Source organism: Achromobacter sp. 18P8.1.1 (genome assembly GCF_057799415.1).
Genome location: NZ_JBYOKH010000015.1, coordinates 73750 through 86099, shown reverse-complemented (window position 1 = coordinate 86099; position 12350 = coordinate 73750). Strand labels below are relative to the sequence as shown.

The window sequence follows — 12350 nt, the reverse complement described above, 5'->3', positions numbered from 1 at the left end:
CGCTACCGCCATCCGAAGAACACGCCGGCCTCGGCCAGCAGCGCGTCGGGGGTCTCTTCGGCCAGGTAGTGCGCCCCGGGCAACGGCGCGCCCGAGACTTCGTCGGCCACGGCGCGCCACAGCGCCAGCACGTCGAAATTCTTGCCCACCGCGCCGCGCTCTCCCCACAACGCCCGCACCGGCATGCGCAGGCGCTCGCCAGCGGCGCGGCCGGCGCGATCGTGATCCAGGTCCAGCGTGGCCGAGGCGCGGTAGTCCTCGCAGATGCCGGTGGCCCAGCCCGGCTGCCGGGCCGCGCGTTCATATTCCGCCATGGCTTCGTCGGAAAAATGCACCAGCCCGCCCGGCCGGCCGCCCATCACCGAGCGCAGGTAGAACACGGGGTCGTGCTCGATCATGGTTTCGGGGCCGGGCGCGGGCTGGATCAGCCAGAACCAGTGGTAGTACGCCTGGGCGAACGCCCGCGTCGTGCCCTCGTACATGTCCAGCGTGGGCGCGATGTCCAGCAGCATCATGCGGGACACGGCGTCGGCATGGTCCAGCGCCAGCCGGTGCGCCACGCGGGCGCCACGGTCGTGCGCCAGCACCTCGAAACGCTCATGGCCCAGCGCGCGCATCACCGCGATCATGTCGGCCGCCATCTGGCGCTTGGAATGGGCGGAGTGGTCCGCCGTGGCTGCGGGCTTGCCGCTATCGCCGTAGCCGCGCAGGTCCGCGGCCACGCACCTGCGGTGCCGCGTCAGTTCGGGCCATACGCGGTGCCAGATGGCATGCGTCTGCGGATGGCCGTGCAGCAACAGCAGCGGCGGCCCCGACCCGTCGATGCGCGCGGCGATTTCAATGCCATCACCCTGGATGCGGCGCACGGGCAAGTCGAAGAATGCGGTCATGGGTACTGCCTCCTGTTGCGTTTACTCGTGCCCGGCGTCCAGGCGGTCGCGCACCGTGCGCGCCACGTCCTTCATCCAGGGATGGCGCGCCCAGTGGGCGGCTTCGAAGCGTTCCACCTCGGGCAACTGGGCCAGCGACGCACCCACCATGTCCTGGCCTTGCGCGAACATGCGGCGATGCCGTTCGGGCAAGGTGAAGTTCGCCGTCCAGCCGTCGGCGGCGCGGACCTGGCCTGCCATCACATCGACAGCCACGCGGTTGCCGCCGGCCAGATCCGTATTGGACACCCGTGCGAGCAAGGCGTCGACCTCGGCCGGCGGCAGGCTGACCAGCAGCAGGCCGTTGTTGACGGCATTGAAGTAGAAGATCTCGCCAAAGCTCGGTGCGATCACGGCGCGGATGCCGAACTGCTGCAGGCCCCACACCGCATGTTCACGGCTGGACCCGCAACCGAAGTTCGGGCCGGCCACCAACACGGACGCGCCCGTGTAGGCCTGCTGGTTCAGCACGAAGCCGGGACGGGGCGCGCCATGCTCGTCAAAGCGCAGGTCATACAACAGGCCGCGGTCCAGCCCCGCCTTGTCGATGATGCGCAGGAACTGCTTGGGCATGATCTGGTCGGTATCCAGATTGGAGAACGGCAACGGCGCGGCGATGCCTTCGATCAACGGATTCATTTGGCTTGCTCCCAGTCGCGGGCGTCAACAATACGGCCGGCCAGCGCGGCTGCCGCCGCCATGGCCGGACTCATCAGGTGCGTGCGCCCTGCCCGCCCCTGGCGCCCTTCGAAATTCCGGTTGGTGGTGGAGGCGCAGCGCTCGCCGGGGCGCAGCACGTCGTCGTTCATGGCCAGGCACATCGAACAGCCCGGCTGGCGCCATTCGAAACCGGCGTCGATCAACTGCGCGGCCAGTCCTTCGGCTTCCGCCTGCGCGCGCACGGCGCCCGAACCCGGCACGACCATCGCGCGCACGCCGGCGGCGACCTTCCGGCCACGCACCATCGCGGCGACCACGCGGAGGTCTTCGATGCGGCCGTTGGTGCACGAGCCGATGAACACGCGGTCGATCGGCACGCCGGCAATCGGCATGCCCGGCGCCAGGCCGATGTAGTCCATGGCCTTTTCCAGCGCCAGCCGGGCCAGCGTGTCGGGCTCGGCCTGCGGATCCGGCACGCGGCCGGTCACCGGCATGGCCTGGTCGGGGCTGGTGCCCCAGGTGACGAACGGCGCGATGTCGGCAGCGTCAAACGCGTGCTCCACGTGGAAGGCGGCGTCGTAGTCGCTGCGCAGCGTGGACCAATAGGCGCGCGCGGCGGCTAGCGTTTCGCCGCGCAGTTGCGGCGCGTGGGCGGTGACGTACGCGTCGGTCACGGCGTCCGGGGCGATCAGCGCGGCGCGCGCGCCGGCCTCTACCGTCATGTTGCACAAAGTCATGCGGGCCTCGGCCGTCAAAGCGTCGATCGCCGTGCCGCAGAACTCCACCGCGTGGCTGCACGCGCCTTGAGCGCCGATGCGGTGGACCACGTAAATGACCAGGTCCTTGGCCGAAACGCCCGCGCCCAGTACACCGTCGACACGGATGCGCATGTTGCGCGCGACGCGGTAGACCAGCGTCTGCGTGGCCAGGATGTGCTCGACTTCCGACGTGCCAATGCCAAAGCCCAAGGCGCCCAAGGCGCCATAGGTGGTGGTGTGGCTGTCGCCGCAGAGCACCACCATGCCGGGCAGGATCATGCCGTGCTCGGGCGCAATCACGTGTTCGATGCCCTGCAGCGGGTCGGTGGTGTCGAAGAGCGCGATGTGCTGTGCGTCGCAATTGCGCTTCAGGTTCAGCGCCTGGCGCGACGAGGCGTCGTCGGGGATCACGCGCAACGCCGCCGGCACCGGGTGCGTGGGGATGATGTGGTCCACCACCGCCATCTGCTGGCCGGGACGCAGCACGTCCCGGCCGCGTGCGGCCAGGCCGCTGAAGGCTTGCGGGCTGGTGTATTCGTTCATGATGTGCAGGTCGACGTACAGCAGGATGTGCTCGTCGTCGATGCGGGCCACTTCATGGCTGGCCACCAGTTTGTCGTACAGCGTCATGCCGGGCATGTCTTTCGTCCTTGATTGCGGCGCCCGCGGCGGAGCGCGGGCGCATCTTGCGGTCTAGTTGGCCTGGATGCCGGCGTCCTTCACGATGTCCGCCCAGCGCGTCATCTCGGCGGCCACCATGTCGTCGGTCTTGGCCGGCGTGGAGATCAGGGGATCGAACCCCTCCTTTTGCATGCGTTCTTTCAGCGCGGGTGACTGCAACGCTTCGGCCAGTTTGGCGTTCAGGGTATCGATCACCGGCTGCGGCGTGCCCGCCGGCGCACTGACGACGAACCAGGTATTGAACTCGTAGCCTGGCAAGCCGGATTCCGCGATAGTGGGCACGTCGGGCAACAGCGGCGACCGCGTGGTGCCGGTCACGCCAAGCGCGCGGAGCTTTTTGCCGTCGACCTGCGGCTTGGCCGCGGACAGCACCGGAAAGCTCATCTGCACCTGGCCGCTGATGGTGTCCACCATGGCCGGTCCGCCGCCCTTGTACGGCACATGCAGGATCTGCGTCTTCGATACGGACTTGAACAGTTCCGCAGCCATGTGGAACGTGCTGCCCGTGCCGGCGGAACCGAAGCTCAGGTCATTGGCCGGCCGCGCGCGCACATAGGCCAGCAGCTCGCTCACACTGGCGACCGGCAAGGCGTTGGTGACGGTCAGCACGTGCTGGGACGTGCCCACCGTGCCCACGGACCGCAGGTCCTGCTTCGTGTCGAACGGCATGTCCTTGAACAGCGCGGGATTGATGGCCAGCGACATGGTGTTGATCGCCAGCGTGTAGCCGTTGGGCTGGGCGCGCGCCACGGCCGCCATGCCGATGTTGCCGGACGCACCGGCCCGGTTCTCGACGATCACGCTCTGGCCGAGAGCACGGCCCCAGGCGTCCGAGATGAGCCGCGCGGCGATATCCACGCTGCCGCCGGGCGCGAACGGCACGACAAGCGTCACCGCGCGTTCGGGAAACGCATTGGCGGCCACCGCCGGAAAGGTCCAACAGGATGCGGCGGCAAGGGCCGCGCACACGGCGCCGGCCACGGGTTTGATCTTCATTCCTGGTCTCCTCGGTTGGCCGCGTCATTGCGGCTCTATATCGGTAAGGCCAGTGTATAAGCCGGTTTAATTCTTATAATTACTGATAAAACTAAATCTTTATTAAATTAGATTTATAAGTAGCGGCTGGAGGCCCCTATGGACGCCCTTTCCGATCTCGCCTTCTTTTCGCTGGTGGTCAAGCACGGCAACCTGTCGGCCACCGCGCGCGAACTGGGGCTGACCCCGCCCGCCATCAGCGCCCGGCTGGCCCGGCTGGAGCAGCGGCTGGGCGTCCGGCTGCTGAACCGCACCACGCGCCGGGTCAGCGTCACGCAAGAGGGCGAACTGTATCTGGCCGAGGGCGGCCGCATCCTGGCCGACCTCGAGACGCTGGAACGTTCGGTCTCAAGCGCCCGCGCCCAACCCCAGGGCCTGCTGCGGCTGAACGCCACGTTCGGTTTCGGGCGCGCCCACATCGTGCCGGCCGTGTCGGACTTCGCGCGCCAGTATCCGGACGTGGAGGTGTTGATGCGGCTGACGGACCGGCCGCTGAACCTGATCGAAGAAGGCTTCGACGTGGCGGTGCGTTTCGGCGACCTGCCCGACGCCCGGCTGACCGCACGCAAGATCGCGTCCAATCGGCGGCTGCTCTGCGCCTCCCCCCGTTACCTGGATACTTATGGCGAACCGCGCACGCCGGGCGATCTGCAACGCCATCGCTGCATCGTGGTGCGTGAGAACGACGTGGCCTACGGTACGTGGCGGCTGGAATCCGGCCAGCGCGCTGAAACCGTGAAGGTGCGCGGCCCGGTCAGCTCGAATGACGGCCAGAGCGCGCTGGAATGGGCGCTGGACGGCCACGGCATCGTGATGCGGTCCGAATGGGAGACCGCCGCCTACCTGCGCGCCGGCCGGCTGCGCGAGGTGTTGACGGATTGGCGCACGCCGCCCGCCGACATCCATGCGCTGTATCCCGAACGCCTGAACCTGCCGGCCAAGACCGTCGCGTTCGTGGACTTCCTGTCGCAGCGCTTCGCCCGGCATCTGCGCACGCCGGGCGGGCTCGACGCCGTGTGGTGAAGGCCGGCCGGCTCAGATCTCGTCGATGGCCGTGCTGGCTGCCGTGCCCGCCGGCGCATCGCCCGCGCCGATCGCGTAGCGGTCCCGCGTGGTGACGTAGAAGCTGGCGCCGAAGCGGCCCACCGGAAAGTAGTCCTGCAGGCGCACGCGCCAGGTTTCCGTGTCGATCAGGCCGTCACGCGCGTGCAGCCAGCGCACCTGCCCGATGAAGATCTGCCGGCTGGCGGTTTCCATCGTTTCGTACAGCGTGCATTCGAAGGCCACGGGCGCCTGCACGATGCGGGGCGGCTTGACGTGGTGGCTGGGCGCGGCGTCCAGCCCCGCGTGGGCCAGCTCGCTGACGTCCGCCGGCAGGCGGTCGCCGCAGCGGTGCATCTTCTCGGCCATCGCCTCGTCGGTCAGGTGCACCACGAATTCCTTGTCGCGGGCAATGTTGCGCGCCGTGTCCTTCAAGCCGCCGTCTTCCAGGCGGTTGATGCTGACCATGACGATGGGCGGGTCCTCGCCCAGCATGTTGAACATGCTGAAGGGCGCCGCGTTGACCACGCCGGTCTCGGACAAGGTGGTGATCAGCGCGATCGGCCGGGGCACGATCAGGCTGGCCATCAACTTGTAGCGCTGGTATTCGGTGATTGCGTCGAAATCGATTTCCATGTCAGGCCAGTCCCAGCATCTGGGCAAGGGTTTGGGCGGGCTGCGGGCGCTCCAGGCTGATGCGCCGCTCCAGGTCCGCCAGGTGGTTGTCATTGATCTTCACGGCCTCGGCCACGTCGCCGCGTTCCATCAGGTCGACGATCAGCACGTGCTCGCCGTGTTCGCAGGCGGCGTTGCCGGGCGGTTCGTACAGCGCCACGATGAGCGAGCACCGCGACACCAGTTCCGCCAGGTACCCGTGCAGGATGGCGTTGCCGGACAGTTCGCCCAGCCGCACGTGAAACGCGCTGGCCTGGCGCGCCCACGCGGGCTGGCCGGCCCGATGCAGCAGGGCGTGTTCGTCGCGCAGCTGCTTGCGCAGCGACGCGTAGTCGGCCTTGGTGGCGCGGGCCACGGCCAAGGGCAGCAGCGCCGCCTCCAGCGCGCGGCGCGCCTGGAAGATCTGGCGCGTGTCTTCGGGTGTGGGTTCGGCGACCACCGCGCCACGGTTGTGATGCAGGTCCACCACGTGTTCGTGCGCCAGCCGCTGCAAGGCCTTGCGCGCCACCGAGCGCGACACGCCGAACAGCTCGCAGATGGCGGCCTCGGGCAGTTTGGTGCCGGGAGTAAGCCGCTGGCTCATCACGCTTTCATACACCGCTTCGCAGATGCGGCGCTCCATGTCGCTGTCCGGGACCGCCTCGGTACTGCCGGCGGCATCCGTCGCGGCGGGCTCGACGGCGATCCTGCTGCGGGCGGCGGGCTTGGCGCGGGGTTTGGCTGTTGGACGGGTAGGCATTGCGGGACTCGAATGGGCAGACGGAAGAAGGGATAGGAACGTAGGAAGCTCAGCGCGCGCCGGACGGCAGGCTGTCCACATGGCGGCAGATTTCGCCGGGCGTGGTGAACCAGATCTCGCCCCGGTCGCGGGCCGCGGCCAGCGGCGCCAGCGCCCGGCGCAAGTGCCGCAGCCGGTACGGCTGCCCGACGATATACGGATGCAGCGCGATGCCCATCACCAGCGGCTGGCGTGCGGCCTGTGTACGCATTTCCTCGAACTGGTCAAGAATCATATCGGCAAAGTCGCGCGCATCCATCTTGCGGCCCATGATCATCGGGATGTCGTTGAGCTCCTGCGGATACGGAATCGCCCACAGGTCACCCGCGCGGGTCCGCATGCGCATGGGTTGATCGTCATGGCACCAGTTCAGCGTATAGCGGTAGCCCGCTTCGGCCAGCAGGTCGGGCGTGGCGCGGCTTTCCGAAATCCACGGCGACAGCCAGCCCGCCGGCGCGTGGCCCGCGTGCTGGCGGATGCGGTCGCGGCAATGCGCCAGCAGCGCGCCTTCTTCGGCTTCGGGCAGGCCGCCCTGCCGGTGCGCATTGCTGTAGCCGTGCCCGATCAGTTCATCGCCGCGCGCCAGGAAGGCGTCGATCAGTTCGGGGCAATGCTCATACAGCGCGGTGTTGAGCAGCACGCCGGCGGGCAGGCGCAATTCCTCGAACAGCTCCAGGCAACGCCACGCGCCCACCCGGTTGCCGTATTCGCGCCACGCGTAGTTGAGCACGTCGGGATGCGGCGAGGCCGGTCCCAGTTCTGCGCCCAGCCCTTCCCCGAACGCGAAATGCTCGATGTTGAAGCCCAGGTACACGGCCAGCCGCGCCCCGTTCGGCCACGCGTAGTCCCCTCGCCCGGTGATCGGCTGGTAGGCGAAGCGGCCATGGCAGGCCAGCGGCGCGGGCGTCCACGCGGACGCGTCGCCGCGCCCCGGATTAGTGCTTGAAAGCAAGGTTGGATTCATTTTGGTGCAAATCCTGATGCATGATTGTTAACAAAATCCGTAAGCCTTTGGACACAAAATTTGAATCTGATGCGGACAAACCACGCCCAAAGACGCTGCATCCCCCTCGTAGCGGGGTGATCGCCGCCCCCGGCGACCGACTTGGACCAGATGGCATGGATCTTGCATAGGGAAGCAAAGCAGCACTTAACCCCATGCAAGATCCGTTCCACTTTTCCAGGAGTGCCCGATGGTCCCGACCCGCCGTTCCTTTCTGCTTCGCGCCACCGCCGCCGCCCTCTTCACGGCCGGCCTCGCCCTGCAACCGGCGCTTGCCGCCGACCCCATCAAGATCGGCCTGATCACGGCGCTGTCCGGCGAGTCGGCGCGCGCAGGTGAAGCCCTGACGCGCGGCATGACGATCGCCATCGACGAGATCAATGCGAAGGGCGGCCTCCTGGGCGGCCGCCAGATCGTGCTGGTGCGGCGCGACGACGAAGGCAATCCCGCCAAGGGCATGGCGGCTGCGCGCGAACTGATCTTCAAGGAAAAGGTCGCCGTGCTGTTCGGCGGCCTGGACACGCCGGTTTCCATGGCGATCGTGCCCATCGTGAACCAGGAGAAGGTCCCCTTCATGGGGCCGTGGGCCGCCGGCACAGCGATCACGCAGAACAAGGGCAACCCGAACTTCGTGTTCCGCGTGTCGGCCATGGACGAGATCGTGGACAGCGCGATGGTCCAGTACGCGCAAAAGACGTTCCAGAGCGCCAAGCCGGGCATGATCCTGGTGAACAACCCCTGGGGCGAATCCAACGAGAAAGGCTTGAATGCCGCGCTGGCGGCGGCCAAGGTCACGCCCGCGGGCGTCGAAAAATTCCAGCCCAACGATCTGGACGTGGTGCCCCAGTTGGGCCGCCTGAAGGCCGAGGGCGCGGACACGCTGTTCCTGGTGGGCAACGTCGGCCCGTCGGCGCAGGTCGTGAAATCGCTGGACCGGATGGGCTGGAAGGTGCCGATCGTGTCGCACTGGGGCCCCGCGGGCGGCCGCTTCACCGAGCTGGCCGGTCCCAATGCCAAGAACGTGCATTTCGTGCAGACCTACAGTTTCTTCGGCAAGCAAGGGCCAGTGGGCGACAAGGTGATGCAGGCGCTGAAGGCCAAGTATTCCGACATCAAGGGCCCGCAGGACATCACGCCTGCCGTGGGTGTGGCCAATGCGTATGACGGCATGCAGCTGGCTGCGCTGGCCATCGCAGCAGCCGGTTCGACCGATGGCGATGCGGTGCGCCAGGGCTTCTACAAGATCGGCAAGTACGACGGCCTGATCAAGACCTATGAACAGCCCTTCACGCCGGCCTCGCACGACGCGCTGCGCGAGAACGACTACGTGTGGACGCAGTTCATCGACAACCGCATCCTGCCCGTCAAGGGCACCCAGTAAACGGCACGTTCACGCGGGAGACGCGCATGTTGTTGATGTCCGCCATCGTCAGCGGCCTGGGTCTGGGAAGCATGTACGGACTGATGGCCCTGGGCTTTTACCTGACCTACGCCGTGTCGGGCACGGTGAACTTCGCCCAGGGCAGTTCCATGATGCTGGGCGCCGTGCTGACCTATACGTTCGCGCAGACGCTGGGCTGGCCGCTGGCGCCTGCCTTGCTGGCGGCCTTCGCGCTGTGTGCGCTGTATGGCCTCGCGGTCGAACGGCTGGCCGTGCGGCCGTTCGCCAGCCGGGGCTCCAACGCCTGGTTGATGTCCACGGTGGCGCTCGGCATCGTGCTGGACAACGTCGTGATGTTCACCTTCGGCAAAGAGCCGCGCAGCCTGCCGTCGCCGCTGGCGCAAGCGCCGCTGGAGATCGGCGGGCTGGGCCTGGGCATCTATCCGCTGCAGCTGCTGATCCCGCTGGTCGGCCTGGTGCTGGCGGCTGCGCTGCACACCTTGTCGCGCCGCACTCGCTGGGGCGTGGCGCTGCTCGCGGTGGTGCAGAACCCCGGCGCCGCGCGGCTGATGGGCATCCCGGTGCGCCGCGCCATCATGGCCGCCTTCGCCGTGTCCACGCTGTTCGCCGGCGTGGCGGGCGCCCTGGTCGCGCCGCTGTTCAACGTGCAGGCCGACATGGGCACGCTCTTCGGCCTGAAAGCCTTTGTCGTCGCGATTCTGGGCGGCATCACCAGCGCCTGGGGCGTGATGATCGCCGGACTGCTGTTCGGTGTGGTCGAAGCGCTGATCACCGTGGCCCTGGGCTCCGGATACACCCAGATCATCAGCTTCACGCTGGTGATCGTCATGTTGGCCGTGCGTCCCAATGGACTGTTCGGACGCGCCGATGTCAGGAAGGTCTGATGAATAAACGACTTGCATCGCGCTGGCTGCCGCTGGCGCTCTACGCCCTGCTGGCCGTGGCCGGCCTGGCCCTGGCGGCCACCGTCAACGGCTATTACGTGTTCGTGCTGGGCAACGTGGCGCTGCTGGCGCTGGCCGGCATCGGGCTGAACGTGCTGCTGGGGCTGACCGGGCAGATGTCGTTCGGCCATGCGGGCTTCTACGCCATCGGCGCGTATACCGTGGCCATCCTGACCGGCCAGGCCGGCTGGAGCTTCTGGCTGGCCTGGCCGGCGGCGGCACTTGTGGCCGGCGCGTTCGGGCTGCTGCTGGCGCTGCCCGCGCTGCGCGTGAAGGGCCCTTACCTGGCGATGATCACCATCGCCTTCGGCTTCATCGTCGAGCACGCGCTCATCGAAGGCGGCGACGTCACCGGAGGCCAGAACGGGCTGATGGGAATCGTGCAGCCGTCCGTTGCCGGCATCGGCGGGGACCGCGGCGTAGCCATGCTGGCCATCGTGGCGGTGTTCGTGGCGCTGGCGGCCTACGCGCTGCTGTCGCGCGGCACCTGGGGCGCGGCGATGCGCGCGGTCAAGGACAGTGAAACGGCCAGCGAATCCATCGGCATCAATCCGCTGGCGGTCAAGGCCGTGGCCTTCATGGTGTCGGCGGCGGTGGTAGGCCTGGCGGGCGGACTCTATGCGCCGCAAGCCGGCATGATCACGCCGCACAATTTCAACTTCATGCAGTCCATTCTGTTCGTGCTGGCGGTGACGCTGGGCGGCGCGGGATCGCTCGCCGGACCCTTGCTGGGCGCGGTCGTCGTCGGCCTGCTGCCGGAAATGCTGTCCAGCCTGGAGGAGTACCGCCTGCTGTTCTTCGGCGTCTTCCTGCTGGTGGTGCTGTGGGCTGCGCCGGACGGCGTGGCCGGGTTGGTGTCGCGCTGGCGCCGCCATTCGGCGGGCCACGCGCTGACGCCCCGCCAGGGCGGCGCCATGCCTGCCGGTGGCCGCCCCCGGCGTGTGCTGCGCGCGGACGCGTTGACCATGACGTTCGGCGGCGTGCGCGCCGTGCAGTCGGTGTCGTTCACCGTGCCGCCGGCCGCCGTCACGGCGCTGATCGGGCCGAACGGCGCCGGCAAGTCCACGGTCATTAACATGCTCAGCGGCTACTACCAGCCCACCAGCGGCGCGGTCGCGCTGGGCGACGCGCCGCTCACCGCTATGCCCGCCTATCGCGTGGCGCGCAGCGGCATCGGCCGCACCTACCAGACCTCGCAACTGTTCGACACGCTGAGCGTGGAAGACAACGTGGCGCTAGGCATGGTGCGCGGCCGGCTGGGCGGGCTGCTGGCGTCGCGCCGATATCTGGCGCCCGACGTACGCGAACGGGCACGCGCCCTGCTGGCGTTTTGCGGCTACGAGGGCGCGTTGGACGTGCCCGCCGCCGACCTGCCGCACGTTGACCGGCGCCTGGTGGAGATCGCCCGCGCGCTCGCCACCGATGCCGACATCCTGCTGATGGACGAACCCGCTGCGGGCCTGTCGCGCGAAGACAAGACGCGGTTGGCCGGCCTGCTGCGGCGCATCGCCGAGGCCGGCGCGGGCGTGCTGCTCGTCGAACACGACATGGCGCTGGTGATGGGGGTGTCGGACCACATCGTCGCCATCGACGCCGGCCGCGAACTGGCGCAGGGCAACCCTGCCCAGATCCAGCAATCGCCCGCCGTGCGCCAAGCCTATCTGGGCGACGAAGCTGCGCGTCGCGCGCCTGCCGCGCGGCAACGCCCTGCAGGCGCCCCCATCGCGCCGGAAGTGCTGGGCGTGGGCAATCTGGTCACCGGCTACGGCGCCAACCCCGTGCTGCACGGCATTGACCTGCAAGTGCGGCAGGGCGAGATGGTGGCCCTGCTGGGCGCTAACGGCGCGGGCAAATCGACGTTGATGCGCACGTTGGCCGGGCTGCACCGGCCGGCGCAAGGCGGCATGCATCTGCAGGGGCAAGAGCTCAACGGCCTGGCGGCCGACCGCATCGTGGCACGCGGCCTGGTGCTGGTGCCCGAAGGCCGCCAGGTCTTTCCGGGCCTGAGCGTGCTGGACAACATCCGGCTGGGCGCTTTCCTGCACCCGCAAGACCGCGAGGCGCGCGTCGAAGAGATGCTGACGCGCTTCCCGCGCCTGCGCGAACGCCTGCATCAACGCGCCGGCCTCTTGTCCGGTGGCGAACAGCAAATGCTGGCGATTGCGCGCGGCCTGATGTCCAAGCCCGTCATCCTGCTGCTGGACGAACCGTCGCTCGGCTTGGCGCCCAAGATCATCGACGAATTGTTCGATGCATTGGACCGTCTGCGTTCGGAGTCCATGACGATCCTGCTGGTGGATCAGATGGCCGCGCTGGCGCTGTCGCTGGCCGACCGCGCCTATGTGCTGGAGTCGGGCCGCGTCGCGGCGCAAGGCACGGCCGCGGAGATTGCAGAGGACGGGGCACTGGCCCGCGCCTACCTGGGCGCGTAGCGGCGCGGGCAG

Annotated in this window: 11 protein-coding genes; 4 read left to right on the top strand and 7 right to left on the bottom strand. The window is 68.2% G+C overall.

Features of this window, described 5'->3' with window-relative positions; genetic code table 11:
* Window positions 1–2: 2 nt before the first annotated feature.
* The 4 genes from AC27VE_RS12305 to AC27VE_RS12290 are packed head-to-tail and all read right to left on the bottom strand — an operon-like array spanning window position 3 to window position 4024.
* Window positions 3–890 carry an alpha/beta fold hydrolase gene (locus AC27VE_RS12305; RefSeq protein WP_488703996.1) on the bottom strand — a complete coding sequence of 296 codons (888 nt, stop codon included), beginning with the start codon at window positions 888–890 and terminating at the stop codon, window positions 3–5.
* A gap of 21 nt (window positions 891–911) precedes the next feature.
* Window positions 912–1568 carry a 3-isopropylmalate dehydratase small subunit gene (gene leuD, locus AC27VE_RS12300; RefSeq protein ID WP_006224809.1) on the bottom strand — a complete coding sequence of 219 codons (657 nt, stop codon included), beginning with the start codon at window positions 1566–1568 and terminating at the stop codon, window positions 912–914.
* Window positions 1565–2986: a 3-isopropylmalate dehydratase large subunit gene (leuC, locus tag AC27VE_RS12295; RefSeq protein WP_488703995.1), complete on the bottom strand. Its 1422-nt coding sequence runs from the start codon at window positions 2984–2986 to the stop codon at window positions 1565–1567. The genes leuD and leuC overlap by 4 nt, the downstream gene beginning before the upstream one ends.
* Before the next feature lie 54 nt (window positions 2987–3040).
* On the bottom strand, window positions 3041–4024 hold the full coding sequence (locus tag AC27VE_RS12290) for a tripartite tricarboxylate transporter substrate binding protein (RefSeq protein ID WP_006224811.1): 984 nt from the start codon (window positions 4022–4024) through the stop codon (window positions 3041–3043).
* A gap of 138 nt (window positions 4025–4162) precedes the next feature.
* Between AC27VE_RS12290 and AC27VE_RS12285 the strand changes: the two genes are divergently transcribed.
* Window positions 4163–5086, top strand: coding sequence for a LysR family transcriptional regulator (locus AC27VE_RS12285; protein ID WP_488703994.1), 924 nt, complete (start codon window positions 4163–4165; stop codon window positions 5084–5086).
* Window positions 5087–5098: 12 nt separating this feature from the next.
* Here AC27VE_RS12285 and AC27VE_RS12280 read toward each other — a convergent pair whose 3' ends face one another.
* The 3 genes from AC27VE_RS12280 to AC27VE_RS12270 are packed head-to-tail and all read right to left on the bottom strand — an operon-like array spanning window position 5099 to window position 7521.
* The gene (locus tag AC27VE_RS12280; protein ID WP_050446162.1) at window positions 5099–5740 is read right to left on the bottom strand and encodes a flavin reductase family protein; all 642 of its coding nucleotides are present in this window, start codon (window positions 5738–5740) and stop codon (window positions 5099–5101) included.
* A 1-nt stretch (window position 5741) separates the two neighbouring features.
* Complete coding sequence (locus AC27VE_RS12275; protein ID WP_280028440.1) at window positions 5742–6518, bottom strand: GntR family transcriptional regulator; 777 nt, start codon at window positions 6516–6518, stop codon at window positions 5742–5744.
* Between the two features lie 49 nt (window positions 6519–6567).
* On the bottom strand, window positions 6568–7521 hold the full coding sequence (locus tag AC27VE_RS12270) for a polysaccharide deacetylase family protein (RefSeq protein WP_006224815.1): 954 nt from the start codon (window positions 7519–7521) through the stop codon (window positions 6568–6570).
* 229 nt (window positions 7522–7750) lie between these two features.
* On the opposite strand from AC27VE_RS12270, the gene AC27VE_RS12265 reads away from it, so the two are divergent.
* The 3 genes from AC27VE_RS12265 to AC27VE_RS12255 are packed head-to-tail and all read left to right on the top strand — an operon-like array spanning window position 7751 to window position 12338.
* A complete protein-coding gene (locus AC27VE_RS12265) occupies window positions 7751–8941 on the top strand; it encodes an ABC transporter substrate-binding protein (RefSeq protein WP_488703993.1) in 1191 nt (396 codons plus the stop codon).
* Window positions 8942–8967: 26 nt separating this feature from the next.
* Window positions 8968–9846, top strand: coding sequence for a branched-chain amino acid ABC transporter permease (locus AC27VE_RS12260; protein WP_035213091.1), 879 nt, complete (start codon window positions 8968–8970; stop codon window positions 9844–9846).
* Complete coding sequence (locus tag AC27VE_RS12255) at window positions 9846–12338, top strand: branched-chain amino acid ABC transporter ATP-binding protein/permease (RefSeq protein ID WP_488703992.1); 2493 nt, start codon at window positions 9846–9848, stop codon at window positions 12336–12338. The genes AC27VE_RS12260 and AC27VE_RS12255 overlap by 1 nt, the downstream gene beginning before the upstream one ends.
* Window positions 12339–12350: the final 12 nt, after the last annotated feature.